This window comes from Rhodococcus sp. SBT000017 (assembly GCF_003688915.1).
Taxonomy (GTDB): Bacteria; Actinomycetota; Actinomycetes; order Mycobacteriales; family Mycobacteriaceae; genus Rhodococcoides.
In genome coordinates this window covers 19,974-42,810 of sequence record NZ_REFU01000004.1, presented here as the reverse complement: position 1 = coordinate 42,810, position 22,837 = coordinate 19,974, and the positions used below count along the sequence as shown (strand labels likewise).

The window sequence follows — 22,837 nt, the reverse complement described above, 5'->3', positions numbered from 1 at the left end:
GGACGTCGATCATGAGAGAACACATCATCAATCCGGACCCGATCGGTGCCTTCTTGCCAGCACCCTCGGGGTTCGACCTCGCAGCGCTCACGGTGATCAATACTGTGGCAGCTCTGCTCGTGTCGATCATCGTGCTGCTGTGGTCGGTTCGCCGGCACTGGGCGAAACCGGCAGCGGTGGCCCTCACCCTCGCCGTCCTCGTCGGTGCGGCGATCGCCGGGCACTCGATCGTCACACCCCACACCGCCCTGGCGGCGATCTCGTATCTCATGCCCGTGTTCGCCCTCGGTGTGGCCGGCCTGCTGCACGTGTTCGTGCACCACCGCCCCCGACCCGACCCGACGGACGATCCGATGACCGCCACCACCACGCAGGACGCGATCGAGGGGAAAGCGCTCTGATGGCACAGACACGCAGATCCGGAACCGGTGCCCGATCGCAAGAGAACCTTCTACCGGCGGTGCTACTCTGCATCGTCCTGGCCGTCGTGATCACCCTCGTCTTGTCCTGGTGGGCAGGAACATTCCTTGCCGGCGGCGACCCCAGCGGCAACCCCATACAGGGGGTGTTCGAGTCCGTCACCGGGCAGCGCCCATGGCCGTGGCAGTCGACGGCTATCGCCGTGGCATCGGTGGTGGCGATCGCTGCGGTCGCGCTGCCGATCGCAGTTCGGCGAGCCAAGGGACGTACCGAAGTCGACCGGGCCGCGCGCACGATGGTGGCACCGAACAAACTGCGTGGGGTCTCCCCGAAAGAGTCGCATCGCCTGATGCCTCAGCTCGACAAGTCGGATCCTCGGTCGTGGGGATTTCTTCTCGGCACGACAGTGGTGGGCGACAAGCCGGTGTACCTGTCGTGGGAAATGGTCATGGTCGCCCTGGCCGGCACACGGATGGGAAAGACCGTCGCCCTTGCGGTGCGCGCGACCCTGGCTGCGCCCGGCCCCGCAATCGTGACGAGCAACAAGCCCGACCTGTACGCGGCGACTCGCCTCGGCCGCGAACAGTGCGGACGTGCGTGGGTGTCCGACCTGCAGGGGGTCAGCGGATCGGTGCAGCTCAATTTCTGGTGGAACGCCCTCAAGCACGTCGCCACCCTCGCGCAGGCGCGCAAGCTCGCGTCATTCTTCGTCTCCGCGTCGACGAAGAAGGATGCCAAGACCGACGGCTACTTCGACGGCGGCGCTCAAGAACTGCTCGCCCTCTACTGCCTGGCGGCGGCATTGGCAGGCGGAGATCTCCTGCACGCGATCGGTTGGCTCGGAAGCGACCAGGACAAAACCCCCGCACACATTCTCGCTGCCTTCGACAAGAAGCGCGCGTCGGCGCGAGTCCTCGAAGCGCAGGGCCTGACCGAGCGTCAGCGCGACGGCCTGTTCGACATGGCGCGCCGATTCCTCGACATCCTCTCCGACGACGAGTACGCCCGCGCTGTCACCCCGCCGGCGCGCGCGATCATCGAAGTAGACGCCAGGGACAGGACCGTCGCCCCGCGTGTGACCACGCGGTACGAGGAGCCGCTGCACGATCTGCCCGAGTTCGACCCGCGGGCGTTCGTGGCCAGCACCGACACTCTCTACGCACTCTCGCTCGAGGGACCGGATTCGGCGGCACCGCTGACCACCGCGCTGGTGGGACAGATCTTCGACGAAGCGACCGCGTTGGCCTCACGGACCCCGGCACGCGCCTACGACAAGCAGATGCCGCGGTGGTGGCCGACCAGGCTGTGGCAGCCCACCGTCCGCACCCAGGGCGGTCGGCTCGACATTCCGTTGCTGGCCGTTCTCGACGAGGCCGCCAACACCGTGCTACTTCGCCAACTGCCGGACCAGTACTCGCACTTCGGTGGCCGCGGCATCATCCCGATCGCGATTCTGCAGTCACCACAGCAGGGTGCGCGAGTGTGGGGCCGTGACGAGTTCGATTCGATGATCGCCGGGGCCGTGCACTTCTACGGCGGCAACATCAAGGACAAGCACTACCTCAGCGACCTGTCCGACCAAATCGGTTCGCACGAAGTGCAATCGACCACGCGCAGCAACAGCCAGGGCACCCGCAGCTCCTCGCAGAGCTGGCAGGAACGTCCCATTCTTCCGATCAACGAACTCGCTGCCCTCCCGAAAAGCCGCGCCATCGTGGTCTTTCCGGAAAATCCACCCGTTCTGATCAAGAAGATCTGGTGGACCGACACCGAGGACGCCGACACCATCAAACAATCGATCATCGAATACAGCGGATCCGCCGAGCACGCGAAGGAACTGCTCGACGGCCCGTTCAACATCGACCACGAACCCGACCACGACGAACACGAACACGAACACGACTGGGACCGATCGGCGGTGAGCATCGATGGACGATGAATTCGACTTCGACACCGAACTGGACCTCGACGCCGAACCGGAGGTCGACCCCGCGTACGAATCGGTCGACGACTGGGTTCAGCACTACCTCGCCCGGGTGATCCAGCGACGCATCAGCGACCGACCCGGCCACGGACTGACCTGGGACGCCCGGTGGTGGCGGCACAGTGAAGCAGTCGCCCGACTGACCGCCCTGTGGTGGGCCTGGGAATCCGCGCGCCGCACGGTCGAGGACCGGGCCGCGATGTCGGGATGGTGGGTCGAGCACTGCGAACCCCACCTGCGGATGCTCCTCGACGGTGCCACCGGGCCGATGAGCGGCGCCGACGATGCCGGCACCTGGACTGGCTACGGACCCTTGACGTGCGATCCGGTCCCCGCAGACTGGGCCGCGGACGACCTCGTGGACCTTCCTCACGAGCACCCGATCCCGATCGGAGAGGACGCCGACGAGCTACCAGCCCCGGCGTTTCTGCGGCTCGAGGACTTCGTGGAGAAGTACCTCAGCCACGTCATCAACCGCAAGATCGACGACAAGCCCGGCCGTGGGCTGTCCTGGGATCGGCGCTGGTGGCAACACCAAGAGGTCGTGTCGCGGCTCAAGTCCCTGTGGTGGGCGTTCGAAGAAGCGCGCAGTTCACCCGATGATCCGGCGGCGATGTCGAGCTGGTGGCTTCGGCACTGCGACCCCCACATGAGGGTGCTCCTCGACGGCGAATCCGGGCCGATGAGCAACGCGGACGTCGACGGGAACTGGCCCGGCCACGGCTCGCTGGTCATCGCCTACCCACCCGAGGGCTGGAAGGCCCCAAAAAATCTGACCCCCTGACCACGATCGTCACCGAGACAAGGCCTCTCCCATGAAGACATCACCTGCACCCGCACCTGCACTCGCACCGTCGACAGCGCCGAGCGATCGGACCCGACTACTGGCATCGTTCGCATTGACGGCCGTCACCTGGTGGCTCACCTGGTCGATACCCCTCGCCCAGTGGGTCCTGTCCTCGTCGAGTGGCTCGGCCGACCCCGTCCGGCGAGCCGCCGCCAACGATGCTGTGACGCAGGGCTGGTGGGCGATCATGACCGTCGTCTTCGCACTCTCGACCGGCAGCCTCATCGCCGTCGCCCTCGACTGCATGAACGGACGCCGCTGGGCGCTGACGGCATGGAAGAACTCGGTACGTCTGGCGAGCACCGTCGTGGTGATGTGGGCCATCTGGACCGTGAGCGTTCTCGCCGCCGGCGGAGTGCAACCCCTATGACCGTGATCGAGCCCTCGACCCCCACCCGAACAGGCGCATGCACGCCAGAACCGCGAAAGGGAGCAATACCGATGAAGACGAGGACCCACGACAGTCCCATTTCCAGTGCGATCGTCAATCCGATCGGGGGCATCGAAGTGCGCGGTCATCACGCTCGGTGCGTACCCGATCGGAATCCTCGTGGCCTTCGGGCACGTACGAACCCGCGACGAGCACGGCACGGATCGCCCGTCCGAGTACTCACGGCCTGTATGGCCGTCCCTGTCGCTGCAGCGGTGCTGGCGGGATGCAATCCTCTGACAACGCCGCCGGACCCCGAGTTCACGCCAGCGGTCGTCTCCGTCTCCAGCGGGGTCGTCGACTGGGTCGTCGACGGCGACACCGTCGATGTGCGCCTGTCGACCGGCGGTGATCCGGTACGGGTCCGCGTCCTCGGTATCGACACCCCCGAAACAGTCGAACCCGACGCACCTGTGGAGTGCTGGGGGCCGGAAGCGAGTGCCTGGGCGCACCAGCAGCTCGACAACGCTACTGTCACCCTCACCACCGACCCGTGGTTGGTGCTGTCCGATCACGACCGCTACGGACGTCTCCTGCGTTACGTCCAGCTCTCTGATGGGAGCGACTACAGCGTCCGCGCCGCTGAAGCCGGCATGGCCCGCGTCTTCTCCATGAGCAATCAGCAACTATCGAGAGCTGCGGACTTCGCGACCGCGCAAGCGACTGCGAAATCCAACGGTGCCGGCCTCTGGGGCGCACCGTGCTTCGGCGAAACAGCCCGACGCTGACCAGTCTCATAATCCCTCGTGCACAACAACTCTCACCGATTCAGCCAGGAAAGGGCACCCATCGTGAACCAGATCCGCTCGTACGCGTCCTACTACCGACCGATCACCTGCACCATCGCCGCGGTCGCCGCACTGACCATGGGATGCAGCTCCGCCGCCACCACACCACCGTCGGCGGCACCTCAGTCCAGCAGCAATGACCGCACCGCGGTACTCGACCCCGACGTCGACGCCAGCCGTGCCATGGACACCGCCCGCAACGGCGCGGAAATCCTGCTGTCCTGGTTCCCTTCCAGTGACGCCAACGAGGCATCGGCCGCCGACCGTGCACGCGGCTACCTTGCCGACAGTCTGGTCGACCGCATCGTCTCGGCCGAAGCAGGCAAGCCCGCCCAGAGCCGGTTGTGGGCCCGAATGGCCGAACATCGGCTCACGGTGCAGGCTCGATGCACCGCCACCGCCGCACTACCCGAGACACCGCGCAGCATCGCAGTGGATCTCACGTGTGAGCAGACGGCTACCGCTCTCGAACCCACACCGCTCGACGTCGTCGAGCGAACCGTACGAGCAATCGTGACCGCCGACGGCCAGCAGGTGCGAGTGACAACGTTCTCGATGTCCCCCGCCGACTTCACTGGTGCAGCATGACCGCCGCTGCCGAGATACCCACCGCGCGAACGGGTATCGTCGCTCTTCTGCGGCACCGAAGTATCGATCTGTCTCCGAGTACCCCATCGTCCGAAGGATCGTGACTCCATGACCACAGAGCAGCGCACCACTATTCTCGGACGCAAACACAACGCGTCGAGGGCCGACCAACTGGCAGATCCCGTTGTGCTGACCCGACTCGCCACCCTCGCTTTGTCGCTTTACCTGGCGGTCATGCTGGGCTTCAATATCGTCACCCTTGCTGTAGTGGTCGTCGTCGCGGCCGTGGGTGCGCAGGTGAGCACCGAGTTCGGCCAACGTGAGACGCTCGTAGAGCGTGTGCTGGCCAAGCGGAGGGCACGGCAGTGAGGTGGCTCGACTTGCGGCAGCTGTCCTCGTCGAAGTGACCTTGGCAGCCTTCCCGACGGTTTAGTGAGCCGGTTTCGCGTATCTACTCGCTCATTGCGCGTCCCAGATACGTTTCGAGAGCTTGACGGATCTCGGACTCCACCTCTTCAGCGGGACGGTTCTCGGGGCTGAATGTCTGCCATTGGTCCCAACGAACACCGAGCTCACCGGCGAATTTTTCGAGAACACGCGCACGTCGTTCATCGAGCGAATCCGCATCCAAATGGTGGTCCAGGACACGTAGATCGCCGAAGTTGAACAACAGAAGGTCACGCGCGAGCACACGTGGATCTGTCGAATCATCGGGCAAGGTTGGCAGCAACGTTCCGTAGCGCTTCATCTCGTCTCGTTCGCGCGCGGCTCGTTCCTCGAACTTCTTTTTCTCCCAGGGTTTTCCGTGATCGAACATCGCAGAGTGCCTGTGTGGGTGGCGGTAAAGGAAGTCGGGAACTTCGGAAACCACGGGAGTGCGCAGAAACTCCAGCATTTCCTCCTCACGGGCTCGTAGTTCGAGCTCTGTCGCTCCTGCTGCTGCTGCGCGTAGAGCACCTACGCGGGCGGCGTCCACGTCCTCCTCGCGCGGCGTATACGGCCGCGCTACCTCGCATCGGGCGAAAGCGCAGCTGTAGGTGTCGAGTTCATCGGCCACAGAACCGATGCGGTACTGCTCCAGGTTCTGTTCGGGCCGTGCGACGTCGGGCAGCCGCGTGGTGTCCCACTCGAATGCGGCGTCGACTGCGAGCTGCAGCCGTTGTTCGGATTTCTCCCACAACGAGTGGGCAAGCGCCCACACGTCGATCGAGTGCAGCCTCCTTGCGATGCCGACCGGATGGAACGGTGTGCGGGCCATATCACCGACCTGCTGTTTTCTGATGTGCATCGTTCGCGCGACTTGCGCGTGTGTGTAGCCGGCCGCGAGCAGTTGTTTGACGGTGGGATTGAGGACCAGCATCTTCACGAGTTCGTCGAACGTGGCCACGTATGCGTCGGAGATCTGCCTGGCAGATCCAGCCATTCGTACCGTAGTTGCATCAAGTGCGGATTCCATTCTGCAACCATAGCCGTCCGGGTTCCCGAATGGGAACCGAGCTGGTTCCCTCGGCGGAACGTCCAACGGGCAGCCGTTTAATGCACATCGGCCAGTTCACGCTCCCGAGATGATGCGCTCCGCTACCCGAGTTGATGGGAACGCGCATTCCAGCAGGGGTAGCGAATAGGGGGGCAGCTGGGTGGAGGTCGGTTCCGATGGAAGGTCCAGCCAGGCACCAGGAGCACCGACGCGGTTACGGTCGCGCAGCAGCAGCCGACCATGTTGCAGGCCTGCCGTCGTCGACTCCGAGCTGACTTTGACCTGCCCGATTCCCAACGGCTCCTTGTCGAGAAGGAAGACGGCCAGGTTCTCCTCCGCGCGCCGGGCGCGAGCGGCATCCATCTCACCTTGCACGACGGGGTCGGCGGTCGAAGTTTCGTATGGGGTGGCATCGTTGTAGCGCGCGCATGCGCGCACTCGGTGCCATTGCGCTATACCTGCCTCGACCATCCCGATGATGCTCGGGCTCGTCCAGCCGACGAAGTGTCCGGATCGGGCGGGGCACATGTACGCGTGCGCTTTGTCCAAGTCGTCGGCTCCGAGTGCAGTGTTCATCGGAACTGCTGCTGCCAGTGTGGGAATCGTCGAGCTGCGGGTATCGATCAAGGCCTGGCGAGACCAAAGATGCCCCCTCGAACCAGCTGCATCCGGGGGTGGAATGAGACCTCTGCGAAGGTACCCGTCGACGGAACTTCGGGAAAGGCCGTAGAAGTCTTCGAGATTCGCGCGCGACAGGTATCGCGAGGGGCTGTGTGTGGAAGTTGTCATACGTCGACCCTGACACGCTTCCCCGAGAATGTCAACGCGTAAACACATGATGCATAAATACATAAACCGATTAGGTTTACGGGCTTGTCCAATCCCCGCTGTCGCTTCTCGACCAGGTCTGCTCGTGTTTCGGGGCGACAGCGTTGGTGGACGCTCTGTAGAGGTCGTACTTCACAACCTCTGAGAAGCTCCTGGTGATTCGAAGCGCGTTCGATTCGCAGGCCGACCGGGCCTTACCTGTGGCGAATAGCCGAGTTACGGCCGACGCGGGTAGCCACCGGCCGCCCATTGCCGCCTTCGGATCGCCGGGACGGGCCAGTGCGTTCTCGTAGCCTGCCCGCCATCGTTCGACGACGCGTGCGAGCGAGAGTTCCTGCGTCGCCTCGACGTCGATCACGTGGATCTTGTACCCGAAGTCCCTGAGCTGGCCGGCCAAGTATCTCGCCCACGGCATGTGCCCCAGAGTTCCGTCGACGGCGATTGCTTCCCCGGCGTACATGGCCTCACTCAGCGCACGGGCGTGCAGAATTGTCGACTCGTGGTGCACCAGAGCGGAGAGCTCGAAGGGATGAAACCGCCCTGTTCGATTGTCTCGCAATGTTTCTGGGAGCAGAGTCAATATCGACCCGTCGAGCACTGCCGCTTCGAGCAGCAGCGTTTTGAAGTCGTCGGCGTCGATGCGGCGATGCTCTGCGAGATGGGAGCCCGGTGCGCCCATCAGAGTGCTCTTGCCTGCAGCAGGCGGGCCGGCGAAGAGCGCGGCTTTGCGCTCCTGTTGCAGCGCCGGAGTGTCAGTTCGCCAACGAGCGAGGAGGGCAGTGTGCACCCTTCTGTGCGCTGCGGTGGGCACCCATTCGCCCGCCACTGTGCGGAAGTGAGCTTTGACCATGACGGTCGCATTCGGGGCGTTGATGTTGAGTGGACCGCCGGGCAGCGACAGACTTTCCAGTCGCGCTCGGCGGTCCTCTGCGTCTTCGTGGGACAAGTCAGTCTGCTACTGCCTCGAGGATGCGGTCGTACTCGGCGTCGTCGATGAATCGATCGTCCAATGCCCTGCCGACCTGGAGATTGAATCCCGACAGGTTCAGCGGCGGCACGTCACCCTCTCCGTCCGGGCTCATCTCGGCTCGCGAGTAGACCCAAGACGAGAGCTGCTTGATCATCGCCTCGCGACTGAGCAGTCCAGCTGCGCAGCGTGCCGCGATCTCGTAGGGAGTTCCACCAGCCGTTCCCGGCCGAATGTCCGGCGCATCGATGCGTGCCATCTTCAACCACTGTGAGATGGCCGGCTGGCTGACCTTGTTGGCTTCGGCCAGGTCTGTCTGATGTACCCCACGCTCGTAGGCCTGCCGCACCTTGCGGAGCTGCTCGATACGAGCGAGCACGACATGAGCCTTGGCGGTCGTCATGGTTGTTTCGAGTTCCAGTAGATCGGTCATGACTACCTCCTTTGATATAAGAAAGCTTATACCTGCTGTTCAACGGCTGCAAATAGAAACTATTCCGGCACTGCCATACCTATCTCTATATGCACAACAAGGGCCACACCTGGACTACCGCTCGGGTCCGATGTCGCGGTCCCGATCGGCTGCAGAGGGCGGTGGTCGATCGATGTCGCGGCGTCTGTTCGCCTGTCGGTTCAGCATGGACTTCAACGACGGTGCGCTGGGAGTGTGTCCATCGTTAGGTGACGTCGCCGCGTCTGGCTCTGCCTCGAGCTGTCGTATCCCCTCGTCTGCGGCGTAGCGGGCGGCGTCGCGACGTTCTTCGAATCCGGAGGTCGTGGTGTCGGGTCCGGTCCATGCGGTCCAGTGCCAGGTGCGGTCGGTCCATTGGATCGCTGCTCCCGGTGCGCCGCTGTCGCGGTCGGCTCCGCGTTGGAAGCGTGATCCGTCAGGCGATTTCGGCTTCCATTGGTCGTCGGCGCGGCGTGCGTCTCGCTCTGCTTGGGATGCAGCCCACTTTTCGGCGAAGGCCTGCATTCGCTCGGGGACGGACTCGACGAGCGCCGCCCGGCTGCTGTGCTGGGCGTCGGCGTGTGCGGGGGTGGGGTTGAGGTCGAGGCTCCATTTCGGGTACAGCCCGTGCGATCGGCGCCGGTCGAGGTCGCGGCCGCGTTCGGTGAGCGCTTCGGGTGAGTTCTCGCGGGCATTGACGTCCGCTTTGAGTTCGGCGAGCGCGTAGCGGGCCTGGGCGAGTTCGTCGGTGCGCGTGAAGATTCGGTCCTCTTGGGCGGTGAGCTCGGTCAGCCTCCCGGCGATGTGCGCGCGGTCGGCGTGCGCTGCGGTCGCGCGCACGGGCAGCTCCCTGATCATGTTGCGCATCTGCTGGAGGATCCCTCGCGCGGCGGTGGCGCTGGACATCGCTTCGGTGAGTTTGCGGTGCTCGACGTAGCGCTTAGGCCCTGCATCGATGGACAGTTCGAGCTGGTCATTGACCGGGCGGTAGGTGCCGGCGATCGCGACGCCGGCGATCTCCGCGAACTCGCTCGGTCGTCCGCTCTTGACCGCCCGCATGTCGATGTAGGTGGTCTGCAGGACGTTCTGCAGCGCGTCGACGAGCGATTCGGTGTCGTCGTCGGCGGCAGTCCGGTGATCGATGGTGATCATCTTCTCGGCGCGGTCGTCGATGTCGAGCCATGCTGCAGCGCGGTCGGCATTGGCCTCGATCGTCGGCATGTCGGCGTCGAGTCGCTGGGCGGCGCGGTCGAGGCGGTCGATGGCCGCGCGGCGGGAGGCGTTCGCGTTGGCGATCATGGTCTGTTCGGATTCGAGCGCGTCGACGTGTGCCTGCTGCTCGATCGCGCGGACGTAGACGGGGTCGCCGGTGGCGGCGGCCTTGGTCTGCGCGGCCGACAGGGCGATGTCGCCGCCGACGTCTTCCATCGTGTCCGGGATCTCGCCGCCGCGTAGCTGCTGGACGGAGTGGGCTTTGCGTTCGATGATCTGCCACATGGTGGCGTCGTAGGAGCGTCGGGCGACGATGTTGACCACGTCGACCTCGCGGTGGACGTTGCCCTGCCGGATGATGCGCCCGAACCGCTGTTGCATGTCGGCTGCGGTCCACGCGGGATCGAGAGAGATGAGCTGTTTGAGTAGGCGTTGGGCGTTGACCCCGGTGCCGAGCTTGGGTGTCGAGCCGATCAGCACGCGAACCTTGCCGGCTCGGCAGTCGGCGAAGAGCTGCTGTTTCTGTTTCGGTGTCGGGTAGTCGTGAATGAACACGACCTCCGATCGCTCCATTCCTCTGTCCACCAACGCTTCTCGCAGTCGCGCGTAGAGACTCTTCTCCCCCGCTCCACCGGCCTTGGGGGTGCCGCGGTCGCAGAAGACCATCTGGAACACCCCGCGGGCGTCGGGGCCGTGCCGGTCGGCGGGGGTGAACAGGTCGCGGTGCTCGAGGTGGGTGTTCCAGAGCAGATCCGCTGCGACGGCGACACGGTCGTGTTCGGGTTCGGGTTCGGGCAGTTTCGCCAGCGTCGGGTGCAGGGAGGCGTTGCGTCCGTCGTTGGAGATCTTCAACGCGTTGTCGACGTCCATGCTGCGTCCGGAGGTCGCGGCCATGCGTTCGTCGAGGTCGAACATGAAGTCGCGGACCTGCGGTGCGAGGTCGAATTCGACGACCAGCGGCTTGCCGGTGCGCATTCGCGGCAGCTCCACGGGGATCTGGTCCTCGGTGACCACGTCGCGGAACTGATCGACCATGGCGATCAGTTGCCGCAGGTTCTGGTACTCGGCCATCCGCGAGATCGGCCGCAGTGAGGTGCCGGTGATGTTCATTTCGACGGTGGTGCGTTGTTTGGCAAATGTCTGTGCCCAGGCATCGATGTGGCCGATGCCGGCGGCGTCGAGCAGATCGGGGCGCAGGTAGCGGTTCATCACCCACAGCTCGGACAGGGAGTTGCTCACCGGCGTTCCGGTGGCGAAGGCGATCGCTTTCGCGGGCGCGTCGGGTTGTCCGGATTCGATGTTGCGCAGGATGGCGCGATCGCGCAGCCAGCGCGCTTTCATCTCCAGGTCGGAGGCGCGTTGCGATCCGTCGGGCAGGGACAGGTCGGCGGAGTTGGAGGTGCGGGCGAGGTTCTTGTAGTAGTGCGCCTCGTCGACCCACAGGAAGTCGCAGCCGGACTGCTCGAATGTCAGGCCGGTGTCGGATGCTTTGGAGGACACCAGTTTCTGCTGTTTGGCTTGTTCGCGTTTGAGGACACGTTCGATCTGTTTGACGGTGTGCTCGCCGCCGGTCTCCTTGGCGCGTTCGAGGCCTTCACGTAGTTCCATCATGCGGGTCTCGATGTAGGCGAGTTCGGTGTCTTTGCTGACGGCGATCAGCTTCATGACCGATTCGGGCACGATGACCATGTCCCAGTCGGTCACGGCGGTTTGGCCGATGAAGCGTTGCCGGTCGCGGGGCCCGGACAGGTCGCCGCCGACGAGCACTTTCGCGGCCGGGTAGGCATCGCGTACCTCGGCGGCCCATTGGTCGACGAGGTGGTTCGGCACGACCACCCACGGCTGACGTTTGTGTCCGAGTCGGCGCATCTCCATGCAGCTGATGGTGATGGTGAGGGTCTTGCCCGATCCGACGCAGTGATCGAGCAGGATCGTCTCCCCGTGAGTCAGACGTTGTTCGGCTTGCCGCTGGTAGTAGTACGGAATGTAGTTGGGGTTCAGGCCCGGGTATTGCTTGTGCTCGGTGGCGAACTGGGGTTTGACGAACCGGTTGAACCGCCCGTTGTAGACCTCGGTGAGGTGCTCGTAGCGGGCCGGATCGGACCAGAGCCACTGTACGAACTTCTCTTCCAGCCGTACTGCGCGATTGCGCAGGTCGGTGGTGTGTTTGGGGTGGAATCGCGGTTTGGGGTCGCGGTCGAGCTCGCTCTCGGTCTTGAGCACTTCGACGGGCTTGTTGTTGGCGATCGCGGTGAACAGCTCGAGTCCGGAGTAGCGGCCGGCGATGCCCCACGGGTCCTCGTAGCCTTGGGGGTCGTCCCAGTTCGGGGCCGAGCTGGTCTCGAACTGCCAGGTGGCGTTGACCGCGGCGTACGAGACGGTCAGCTCGTCGGGGTCGATCCCGAACTCCTGGACCAGGAACTGCTTGTGGTTGTCGACTCCGACCCATTCCGCGCCGGGGCGCACCCCGATGCGCGCGGGGTCGGCGTCGGGTGGCACGACGGATTCGAGTGCGTCGACGACGCCGGTGTAAACGTCGGGGTTCTCGGCTTCGGCGACGCGGGCGCGGGCGAGTTTGCTGCGGACGTCGCCCGCGAGGAACTGGCCGGCGACCTCGTAGGTACTCGGATCGGTGAGTGAGGGGTAGATCTTGCCTCGCGCTCGGTCGAGTATGTCCTCGACGTCGGTATCGAGGAGCTCGGCCACCCGTTCGGGGTCGATGCGGCCGCTTTCGTCGAAGGCGATGGCGATCGCTTCGTCGATGCCGGCGGCGCTGGTGGCGCGTTCGGTGGTGAAGGTGACGTCGGTATCGAAGATCGAGGTCTTGGATGCCTGCTCGGTCTCGTCGTCGAAGAGTTCGAGGGATCGCACCATCGCCATGCGGGGGTCGAAGCTGATGGCCCCTTGCAGGTGGTGGCGGCTCTTGCGGGGCCCTTGCGCCGGGGTGCGTGCCTTCTCCAGGAGTGCTTCGGTGACCTCGGTGGGCATCTCACCCCGGTAGGGGGGTAGATCGAGGTCTGCGAGGTCGTCGGGGTCCACCCCTCGATCGACGGCAGCCTGCTGGGCGGCGTCGATGCGCCACTGCGCTTCGAGGGCGGTGAAGTTCTCGGCGGTCTTCTCGGGGCTGTTCTCGGTGGCGTGGTTGGTCCACTTGAACCGGTTGATGAAGCCGTATCGGCTGGTGTAGTCGGTGTATTGCCGATCGAGCTTCTCGCGCAGATCTTGTCGGTGTTCGGGTGTCGAGTCGGCGGTGCGCGCGCTGTCACCGATGTCCAGGACGGTGTCGCCCATGGCGAGCAGTCGTTGCCACTGATCGTTGATCTCGCGGCCCTTGGCGGGGGTGAGGACCCATCCGGCACCGACTTGGTACTGCTCCCACCGTGAGCTGTGGGCGTCGAATCGCAGTGTGCCGGGGATGGTTCCGGTATCGGTCCCGTAGTCGGTGTGCAGGCCTGCGGTATCGAGCTCGTGATGCTGGGTTCGATCCGGAGCCGCGGCGGTCATCGCCAGGCCCGAGTCCAGGGCGTCGTCGACGATGGTCTCCAGCGCCCGGGTCAGCAGGACTGGTACGGATTGCGATTGCGGGGCAATGACTTTCATCGTGGTCGAGCCGTACATTCCGGAACCGACCTCGACGGTGCCCAGGATGCGGTCCCGATGCCGGTTGAAGTATCGGTTCAGGTGGGCCGGTGCGGTGCTGTCTCCGTTCCCAGTGGGAAGGGTGACTTGGGTCCACAGCGTGGTCTGTTCGGTGGCTTCGCGGCCCGGCTCTCGCCGGCGGAAGATCAGCACGTCGGTGAGCACGTCGGTGGCGGCCTGGCGGCGATGCGCGGCCGACGGTAGCCGGACGCCGCCGACGAGGTCGCCCAGGGCGGCGATCTCGCGCCGCGCGGCCGGGCGCACCGAATCGGAGGTGAACGTGCTGGTGATGACCGCGACGTACCCGCCGGGGGCGGTCAGGTGCAGAGATTTGATGATGAAGTGGTTGTGGATCGAGCGACTGTTGGGGTTGTGGATGTCGTCGTAGACCGGATAGTCACCGAACGGGACGTTGCCGATCGTTGCGGTGAACGTGCCGTCGGCGGCGAACGCTGCCTCGAATCCGTGGTTACGGATGTGCTGGTTCGGATAGAGGTGATGGGCGATCGCTGCGGTGATCGGGTCGAGCTCGACGCCGACCATCTTCGTTCCGGTGGGGGCTAGACCGACGAAGTGTCCACTGCCGCAGCCCGGTTCGAGGACGCGGGCACCCTCGGGCAGACCGGCGCGTTCGACGGCGCGCCAGAGGGCAGAGGCGATGGCGGGGTCGGTGTAGTGGGCGTTGACGGTGCTCAGGCGGGCTGCGGCGTAGTCCGGGGCGCTGAGCAGGGTGCGCAGTTCCTCGCGCTCGGGCTCCCATTCGGTCTTGGCGGTGTCGAATATCTGCGGCACGCCGCCCCATCCGGACCAGCGAGCGAGGGTGTCTTGCTCGGCGGCGGTGGCGGGGCGGGACTCGGCGTCCAACCCCTGAACGATGGCGAGGGCGTCGAGGTTGGCGCGGGCTCGGGCTTTGGCTCCGGACGGGACGAGAACGTCCGTGCCGAGAACGAAATCGACTGCGGGAGAAGCATGTCGGGCTGAGTCGGCGGCGGAGTCGATCCCGCTACCTAACGGTTCCCGGCTGGGTTCGTCTGCGTCGACGCCGCTGAGTTCGGGGGCGGTTTCGGGTTCGGGTGTCGCGTCCGGTTCGGTCGTGGTCTGGGGTTCGGGTTCTGGCGTGACGGTGTCGGAGACGTCGGCATAGCGGCGGGCGGTGTCGGCGCTGATGTAGACGGTGGAGCCGTCGGGGCGTTGGGCGGCGATGAGGCTGTTGCTGCGCCACAACGGGCTGGTGAGGGGTTCTCCGGTCTCGTACTGGGGCACCTCGACCGGCGCGTGGTGTACCTCGCGGGGTGTCGCGGTGTCGGCGGAATCGTCAGCGGGAAGCGATGTTTCGGTGGTCGCAGCGGCGTGCCTGGCAGCATCGGTGTTGGCGGCGGTGGTGTAGCCGTGGATGAAGTCGGCGCGGATCTGTGTGGCGTCGACGCTGTCGGAGGGCAGGGATTCGAGTGCTGCGGCGACGACGGGGTCGGCGGAGGGATCGGGCGCGGCGAAGGGCGCGCGCGGGTCGTAGGCGCGGCGGCCTCGATCGTCGAAGTCGACGATCGCAGCGGTGGCGGCATTGTCGAGCTCGTTCTGGGCGAGGTGCTGACGTGCTGCTTCGTCGGTGGTCTCTGACCCTGTGGGGTCCGGCTGGGTGGGGTCGGCCTCGGGTGCCCGGTGGTGGGTCTGCCAGAGCAGGTCGACCAGCTCGTGGGGAAGTGCGTCGAGGCGGGCAGGATCGGCCAGCAGCGATTGTGCGGCGCCGGTGAGCGCGGTGTCGGTGTCGTCGATGCCGACGACGGTGTCGAGCATGACCGTTTTCGTCCGTGCCAGTGCCCACGACTGGAACTGGGCGAAGGTGTTCGATGACGCCTGAGCCGAGACGGTCAGATCCGCGTCGGCGAGGACGGCGGCGCGGATGCGCTCGGTGAGTACCTCGTGTGCCGACGCGGGCGGGGGTGCCGGCGGCGTCGTCTCGTCGGTGCTGCGCAGCAGTGGCAGCTCGCCGGCGAGGATGGCCTTGATGGAGCGGTCTGCCTCGGCTTTGGTCAGGCGCGCGTCGACTGTGTCGTCGGGTAGTCCGGATCGGGCGAGCAGCGTGCGCAGGGTGTCGAGTTGGCGTCCGGTGGCGGGGTCGTTGGCCCAGGTCGGCGGCGTGCGGCGTTGCGCGGCGTCGGCGCGGGCGGCGGCGCTGTGGTTGATCGAGGCGGGATCGATCCCGGCGGCGCGCAGGGCGTTGCCGAGCTGCCCTTCGGCCGCGCGGGCGCGCTCGTAGTCGGCGAGCAGTCGGGTGCGGCGGTAGGACAGGTCCGAGATCCGCTGTGTCAGTGCCTCGATGCCGTCGCGGTTGTCTTGCTGGCGTGCGCGTTCGAGCGCGCGCTCGGCGTTGTCGAGGTGCTGCCTGAGCCGGCCTCCTCGGTGCAGAATGTCGGCGGTGGCCGTGTGGGCGTCGACCCACTGCGCCCGAAGGGTCAGAAGGGAGTCGTGCCCGGCGTCCGGTCCATCTCGTCGAGGATCAACGTTTCGAGGTCCGCGGCGATCGGATCGCTCGCTGTGGTCGGCGTCGGCTGGTTGTCGTCGAGTCGTTGCTGGATCAGCGCCTGGGCGAGCAGCAGGAATCGACCCGGGCGGTCCATCCACACCCGGTCCACGATCCGGCTCGCCAGCGGCGAGATGTCCACCGACAGTGTCGTCCAACGCATCTCGTCGCCCTTGTCCTGCGCGCTCTGCAGGTGCGCTCGGCGCTCCTCCTCGATCACTGCGTCCGTGGAGATCACCCGTTGGTAGATCTCCTCGGTCACCTGCGGGTAGAGGTGTTCCTCGAGGATCTTCGATCGTGCCGAGTGCCAGGCCGTGGTCATCAACGCCACGGTCGTGGGGTAGTCCGGTGTCACGCCCGGGTTCTCGGCCCGCCACCGATCCATCAGGAAGCCGTGGGCGCTGTCCCCCACCGTTTCCTCCACCAGTTGGGTCAGTCGTGCCGCTTCGCGTTCGATCTGTTCCTCGCGTGCGGTCTCGGGCAGGTCCGGATCGAGTCCGATCCACTCCCCCCAGATCCTGCGCACTTCGTCGCGGATCCGCAGATCCACGGTCATCTCCGGTTCCGACATCGTCGGTCCCCTCTCCGATCGAAAACAGGGACGGTTGGTCCTGGTCGTCACGCGCCATGGTCGCTGCGCCCCCGCTCGGTGTGTGGTGAAAGCGAAAAATCTACTCGTGCGGCACACCGGCTCGGTGCGTCCGTTCGGCTGGTCGGGCTCGTCCATCGTGGTCCGTCCTTCGTTCGGTGCTCACAGTTCATGTCCACGGTCCTTTCGTGGGCCGCTCTCGGGTTCTCGGTGCGGTCCCTTGCTTCCCTTTGCCTGCTGTTTGCGTAGTCGTTCGCGTACCGCGTCTTCGGCGGCGCGTTCGTCCTGCGTGAGGGCGGCGCGGCGGTCGAGTTCTGCGCGGTAGCGAGCCAACGTCGCGGCCCCGCTCTCGCTGGGATTGAGCCGTTGACTGAGCGTGGTCTGTTTGATCTTGGCTTTGAGCTCGGGTGTTGCGGTCTTCATGGCCTTGGTTCCTTCGGCGATGCGTTCCTCGATCAGGTCCGGATCGACTGTGGTCTCTGTCGGTTCGGCAGTAGCAGTTGCCTCAGTGCTGACACTGCTCGACACCGATGGGGCGCTCTCGTCGGGAAGCGATGTCCCGTGCAGGTCCGGCTCGGAGTCGGGCATCGCCGACGCTTCGGATGCCGGGAGTTCCGAATCGACGGACTCGGTGGTGAGTGCACGGGGATCTCGGGAGGGCTCGACCGCCGCGAACGCTGGATCCGACAGAGCAAGGCGCGCTGTGGTGCGGTCGGATCGAGCCGGTGTACTGCGATTCTGCGCAGGCTTTTTCGGTGCGGCGGTGGGGCTTGCACGGTCGACGTCGGGCTTGGTGAGGACGGCGACCTGGCCGCGACTGTCCGGCTCGGGCGAGCGTGCCGGCGGCAGGGGGGTGTGTTCGGCGACGGTGGGGGCATCGTGGTGGGCTTCGTGCATTTCCGCGCGCATGATTTCGCCTTCGAGTGCGCGGACGGTGGCGCGGGCGTCGTCGACGGACATCTGGTCGATGCTGGCGGCTGTGTCGCGGATGACGTCGGCGTCGGCGGTGGTGACGATGTTGCCGGGTCCCCCGGCGGCGGTCTCGAGGTCGGTCTGGGCCCGCTGCCAGAGTTGGTGTGCGTCGCGTTCGGTGGCGTGAGCGTGCTCGCGCAGTATCTCGAGCAGGGCGAGGTCGGCTTGGGCGTGGAGTGCGTCGTCGTCGCGGCCGTCCTTGGTCGCGGCTGCCGCGACTCGGGCGAGGTCTCGGCATCGGGCGTCGGTGGTTTCGAGTTCGTGGGTGGTGTCGAGCCACCGGGCGTGTGCGTCCTGTGCGGCGAAGTACAGCGGGCGCAGGGCGTCTGCGCGGGTGCGGATATCGACGATCATGGAGATCGCGGCGGTCATCGCGGGGCCTCGTTCGTCGAGGTACGCGCGCCAGAGATCGTTGCTGCGGGTGCGTGCGTCGGCGAGCTCGGCGTGCAGGGCGGCCACGCGTGCGGCGGGTGCGATGTCTTCGTGTTCGGGGCGGACCATGCGCAGGGAGTCCATCGACTCCGCGAGCATGTCCCAGTCGGCTCCGGTGTCGTACTCGAAGTCCGGTGGGGGCAGGTCGGACTCCGGGTCGGGAGGCAGGTCCGCGTCGCTGGGCTCGGGGTAGTAGTCGTCGAAGCCGACGTCGAACACCGGACCGGTCTCGATGACGGTTGCGGTGGTGGTCTCGGGGTCGTGGGTCTGTGCGGCGGCGGGAGTCGATCGGTACGGGTCGGCCTTTCCGGCGACCGTTGCTGCTGCCTCCTCCTCGACAGGGTCGACCAGTGCGTGCTCGACGGCCGGGAAGTCGTCGTGGGTGAACTCGTGATGGCTCAGGGCGGTGATTCGCCACGCCAACGCTTGGGTGAGTTCGTCGGGGCGTAGTTCGTCGTCGGCGTCGCGGGCCTGGGTGAGCAGCGCATCGGTGAAGGCGAGGATCTGCTCCGGCTCCCAGTCGATGGGTGCGTTGTCGACCGCGGCGACGAGGGAGGGCCATGCGTGATCGCTGCGGATCGTGCGGGCCGTCTCCTCGCCGAACACGACGTCGAGCGCGGGCGTCCAGTGCGGTGCGAGGTGCTTGGACGTTGTCGTGGAGTCCAGTGCTGCCGGGCTCAGGGTGCGCGAGAGTCGCCACCACAGGGCTGCGGCGGGCATCTCGTCGGGAAGTGGGCGGTCCCCGGTGACCGAGCGCAGCAAGGCGGGGACGTCGAGTCCGGCGCGGCGGGCGGTGGTCAGCCGGAGTGCGAGCACCGGCCAGAACGGGTCGGTGAGGATCCGCGGCTCGATCTTCTGCGCGAGCGCTCTCCAGGCGTTGGTGGCGGCGTGGGGCGAGCCGATGACCCTTGCTGCCCTCTTGTCGAGCCTGTTCTGCTGCCGCTTGTGTGCGGCCGCGAACTGCCAAGGGCCGGTGGGCCGGAGGTCGATGTCGTCGACAGTGCGCGCTGCGCGCCACACGGCGAGGTCTGCGAGCAGGTCGGGGTGGTCGAGGAAGGGGCGAGCCCAGACCGGCGCGGTCTCGCTCGTCCAGTCGTGGGCGCGTTCGTCGACTGCTGTCGAGAGGGTGTCGACCAGGTCTGCTCGGGCGGTGAGGTAGCTACCCCACGTGGGGTCTTTTCGGAGGGCGGTGGGGATGGCGGGCAGCCACGGCAGGGGTCCGTGGCCGGCGGAGTGCTCCCCGCTCGGGTCGAGTCTCCAGTCCAGCACGGCGGCGACGTCGACGGCGGTGTCGAGTTCGCGGTGGTTCGCGGCGGCGGTGAGGACGGCGATCGGATCGGTTCCGTCGACGGCGAGGATGGCCAGGTGCTTGCGCAGCACCGGCCATGCGGCGGCGTCGGTGACGCCGGGGACGCTCGTGTCCGCTTCGGTGTCGATGCGCTCCATCTCGTCGTCGCCGAGGACCTGTTCTGCGGCGGTGCCGACGGCATCGTCGTAGGCCGCTGCGGCGATCGGGAGTCGCTCGGCGGGGTCTGCGAGGCGGCGGGCGGCGGTGGTGGCCGATTCCTGCGCGCCGTCTCGGCCGAGGATGCGGGTGAACAGGTCCACCGCCGTCTGAGGTGTGACGGCTTCGGGGGTGATGACCGAGTGTTCGTCGCCGTCGAGGGCGGACCCGAAGTACAGGTGGTTCTCGTGGCGGCCACGGGTGGCGGCGACGTAGGCGAGCTGGCGGGTCTCGTGTCCGCTCAGAACGGTGTGGCAGGTGTCGGCGGTGATGCCCTGTGCGCCGTGGATGGTGCGGGCGTAGCCGAGGGTGACCTGTTCGCTGACGTAGTCGGCGGGCAGGGTCACCACGCGGCTGTCTCCGATGCGGCGGACTTTCAGGCTGCCGTCGGCGTTCGTTTCCTCGATGGTCCACCGGTTGCCGTTGCGGACGAAGTCGGTGGCACCGACGACGAGTCGTCGATCGTTGCGGCGGGTGGTGATGACGTCACCGACCGAGGCGTGCAGTCCGTCGGCCACGGTGATTTCGCGGCCGATGACCGTCTTGCCCGTCGCTGCGAGGCGGTCGATGCGGGCGCGTTCGTTGAGGGTGCGGACCGTCTCACGGGTGGGGGCGAGCATGACTGCGTCGAGGCCGTTGTCGATGTCGCGTTGCCATGCCGAGTAGGCCTGGTCTTCGGCGGCGACGAGATCTCCGACGTGGACTCGGTTGTTGTCGATGTAGAAGCCGATGGCTTCGGCGTTTCCGGCTCGCAGGTCCAGGGAGGCGAGGCCTTCGGCGTTGTCCTCGAACCGGACGACGTCGGTGAGGGTGATCGCCCCGGTGGTGGTGGCGATGTCGCGGAGCACTCCGCCGGCGGCGACGGAGGCGAGCTGTTGATCGTCTCCGACCAGACGGACACTGCCACCGCGGTCGAGAACGAACTGCACGGCCAGGTCGAGGTCGGCGGTCGAGGCCATGCCGGCTTCGTCGATGACGACGAGGGAACGGTGGTCGATGCTGTCGAACCAGTCGGGGACTGTCACGACCTCGCCGGGTGCGGCGTCGTCGAGTTCGCGCAGGGTGTGGACGAGTTTGCCGAGGGTGTCGGTGGTTGCGTCGAGGTCTTGTTCGAGGGCGGAGGCTGCGGCGGCGGTCGGTGCCAGACCGAGGACGTGGCCCCCTTCTGCTTCCCAGCTGCTCCGCAGTACGGCCATGGCGGTGGTCTTGCCGGTGCCGGCGGGTGCGAGGGCGAGCTGGAGGCGTTTCCCGGAGGTGGCGAGCTCGCGGACCATCTGTGCTTGGGAGGCGTTGAGGTCGAATTTGTTGGCGGCGTGTTCGAGCAAGGCGAGGTCGACAGTGAGCGGATCGACGCTGCGTCCCCCGTCCAGTTGCGCGCCCTGCACGAGGCGATCTTCGGCGGCGAGGATGGACTCGCAGGTGTAGAGGCGCGTGCCTTCGGTGGTGTAGACGCTCGCCCCGTTGCTGCGGCGTAATACCCCCGGTTCGTCCAGGTCGTCGTCCGGTCCCAACGCGACCGATCGCTGCGGGTCCAGAGCAGCATCGGTGATGGCGGTGATGGCGTATTCCATCTGCTCGCTCGGGACAGAGTGTGCGCGCACGATGCGGGCCGCTTCGGCGCGCACATGCCATTGCTGCCAGCGGGCGCGGCTCTGACCGACCACCGACAGGGCGTGGTCGGCGCTGTCGGCGATCCACTGAGCGTCCACGGTGACGGGTTCGCGTACGGGCCCGTGATCGTGGGTGGTGCGGCGGATCATTTCCGAGAGAGTGCGTTCGTTTCCGAGGACTTCGATCGCTTCGGCACGCCAGGCGGCGCGTTGTTCTGCGAGTGAGCGTGGTTCGTGTTTGGCTTCGCGGGTTTCGAGGTTGGCGCGTTGGTTGAGTTTGCGGGCTTCGGCGGGTGTGGGTTCGCGGCCGAGTTCGCGCTGGAACTCGGCGGCGAGCTCTCCGCGGCGCAGGTCGATCATCCCGGCGCGGGAGGACCAGCGAGCGGCCAGATCGGCGTCGACGCCGACGATTTCGCGGATCGGGCGTTTGCCGGGGTCGGTGCCGACGCGTTCGGCGAAGTCGACGCCGAGACGGTCTCGGAGGTATCCCTCGAGGCGGGTGTTGTAGGTCTCGGAGATCGCGACCATCGCTTTGTGCAGTGGCCGGCCGTCGATGGCGAGCCACTTGTTCTGCCCTTTGACTTTCACCTTGTTCGATATCGCGACGTGGGTGTGCAGGTCGGGCTCTCCCGCGCGGGAGTCGCGGTGGGTGAAGGCGGCGGCGAGCATTCCTTCGGTGTCGACCTGCTGCACACCGTCGGTGCCGAGCCGAGTGAGCAGGGCGTTGTTCTCGAACCAGTCGAGCGCGTCTTTGACCGCGTCGTGGTGGGCGGCTTCGATCGCTTCGGACATCTCTCGCGGGGCCAGCGCCCAGAGGGCGCTGACCGACTTCACCGGGGAGAAGGTGACGTCGTATCCGGCGACGGCGGTGGTCTTGGCGCGGGAGTTCTTGGCGACCCAGCCGCTGAGTTCGCGGTCGTCGAGCGGTGCGCGGCCGAGTTCGGTCTCGAACATCTCGCGGGCGATTCGGGTGCGGATCTGTGCACGGACATCGTCGTCGACCGGCGCGTGGGCGGGCAGACCGAGGGCGGCGTTGTGTTCGGTGAACGCTTCGCCGACCGCCTTGCGGAACTCGGTGACGCCGGAGTGAATCCGAAAGGGGTTGCCCAGCTTGCTCTCTCGCAGCGCGAGCGCGGCGGCGTCCTTCTTGCTGGCACCGTCGGCGACGAGGGCGGTGGCGTGCTGAGCCTCGATGGCGGTCGCGGCGGGGTGTTTGCCTTCGCCGAACAGGGCGAGCATGTGCGCTTCGGTGACCTCGTCGCCTGCGCCGATGGTGCGCAGCGTGGGCAGCCCCGAGCCCATCCAGAGGCCGGGCGACTCGCCTTTCGAGGAGTAGTAATCCGCGAGAGTGTCGCGTCCACGTGCGGTGGCGTCGTGCGCAGCGACCTGCCGGATCAGGTACATGTACCCGTCCCCGGCCGTCAGCTTGTGCATCGTCGCGGTCACGACACAGAGCATAGCTGCTGTTATCGTTTCGTTATCCTTAATGCAAGAGGTCTGTAGGGCTTGATCTTGGATTCGTGAGGTGAAATGGTGGGGCGACGAGAACTGGGCTGTAGGCGAGGGCCTGTGGGTCGT

Annotated in this window: 14 protein-coding genes; 7 read left to right on the top strand and 7 right to left on the bottom strand. The window is 66.2% G+C overall.

Annotated elements, in window-relative coordinates; translation table 11 throughout:
- Positions 1–11 precede the first annotated feature (11 nt).
- The 7 genes from AYK61_RS26025 to AYK61_RS25995 all read left to right on the top strand — a co-directional run bounded on the left by AYK61_RS26025 (position 12) and on the right by AYK61_RS25995 (position 5,426).
- Positions 12–401, top strand: coding sequence for a hypothetical protein (locus AYK61_RS26025; protein WP_147458415.1), 390 nt, complete (start codon positions 12–14; stop codon positions 399–401).
- Positions 401–2,359, top strand: coding sequence for a type IV secretory system conjugative DNA transfer family protein (locus AYK61_RS26020; protein ID WP_121873763.1), 1,959 nt, complete (start codon positions 401–403; stop codon positions 2,357–2,359). Before AYK61_RS26025 ends, AYK61_RS26020 begins: the two co-directional genes overlap by 1 nt.
- Positions 2,349–3,188 carry a DUF4913 domain-containing protein gene (locus AYK61_RS27530; RefSeq protein WP_183130570.1) on the top strand — a complete coding sequence of 280 codons (840 nt, stop codon included), beginning with the start codon at positions 2,349–2,351 and terminating at the stop codon, positions 3,186–3,188. The genes AYK61_RS26020 and AYK61_RS27530 overlap by 11 nt, the downstream gene beginning before the upstream one ends.
- A 31-nt stretch (positions 3,189–3,219) precedes the next feature.
- Positions 3,220–3,621 carry a hypothetical protein gene (locus AYK61_RS26010; RefSeq protein ID WP_121873762.1) on the top strand — a complete coding sequence of 134 codons (402 nt, stop codon included), beginning with the start codon at positions 3,220–3,222 and terminating at the stop codon, positions 3,619–3,621.
- A 251-nt stretch (positions 3,622–3,872) separates the two neighbouring features.
- The gene (locus AYK61_RS26005) at positions 3,873–4,409 is read left to right on the top strand and encodes a thermonuclease family protein (protein ID WP_121873761.1); all 537 of its coding nucleotides are present in this window, start codon (positions 3,873–3,875) and stop codon (positions 4,407–4,409) included.
- 63 nt (positions 4,410–4,472) lie between these two features.
- Entirely contained in the window at positions 4,473–5,057 is a 585-nt protein-coding gene (locus tag AYK61_RS26000) for a hypothetical protein (RefSeq protein ID WP_121873760.1), read from the top strand.
- 108 nt (positions 5,058–5,165) lie between these two features.
- Positions 5,166–5,426, top strand: coding sequence for a hypothetical protein (locus AYK61_RS25995; RefSeq protein ID WP_121873759.1), 261 nt, complete (start codon positions 5,166–5,168; stop codon positions 5,424–5,426).
- 82 nt (positions 5,427–5,508) lie between these two features.
- Here AYK61_RS25995 and AYK61_RS25990 read toward each other — a convergent pair whose 3' ends face one another.
- The 7 genes from AYK61_RS25990 to mobF all read right to left on the bottom strand — a co-directional run bounded on the left by AYK61_RS25990 (position 5,509) and on the right by mobF (position 22,705).
- Positions 5,509–6,480 (bottom strand): hypothetical protein, encoded by a 972-nt coding sequence (locus AYK61_RS25990; RefSeq protein ID WP_121873758.1) that lies wholly within the window; start codon positions 6,478–6,480, stop codon positions 5,509–5,511.
- Between the two features lie 129 nt (positions 6,481–6,609).
- Positions 6,610–7,110, bottom strand: a complete 501-nt coding sequence (locus AYK61_RS25985) for a hypothetical protein (RefSeq protein WP_147458414.1) — start codon at positions 7,108–7,110, stop codon at positions 6,610–6,612.
- 289 nt (positions 7,111–7,399) lie between these two features.
- A complete protein-coding gene (locus tag AYK61_RS25980) occupies positions 7,400–8,308 on the bottom strand; it encodes a zeta toxin family protein (RefSeq protein ID WP_121873756.1) in 909 nt (302 codons plus the stop codon).
- Position 8,309: 1 nt separating this feature from the next.
- Positions 8,310–8,762, bottom strand: coding sequence for a hypothetical protein (locus AYK61_RS25975; RefSeq protein WP_121873755.1), 453 nt, complete (start codon positions 8,760–8,762; stop codon positions 8,310–8,312).
- Between the two features lie 114 nt (positions 8,763–8,876).
- Positions 8,877–12,866 (bottom strand): helicase-related protein, encoded by a 3,990-nt coding sequence (locus AYK61_RS28135; RefSeq protein WP_259468313.1) that lies wholly within the window; start codon positions 12,864–12,866, stop codon positions 8,877–8,879.
- Positions 12,867–16,084: 3,218 nt separating this feature from the next.
- Complete coding sequence (locus tag AYK61_RS28130; protein ID WP_259468302.1) at positions 16,085–16,723, bottom strand: hypothetical protein; 639 nt, start codon at positions 16,721–16,723, stop codon at positions 16,085–16,087.
- 180 nt (positions 16,724–16,903) lie between these two features.
- Positions 16,904–22,705 carry a MobF family relaxase gene (gene mobF, locus AYK61_RS25965; RefSeq protein WP_183130569.1) on the bottom strand — a complete coding sequence of 1,934 codons (5,802 nt, stop codon included), beginning with the start codon at positions 22,703–22,705 and terminating at the stop codon, positions 16,904–16,906.
- Positions 22,706–22,837: the final 132 nt, after the last annotated feature.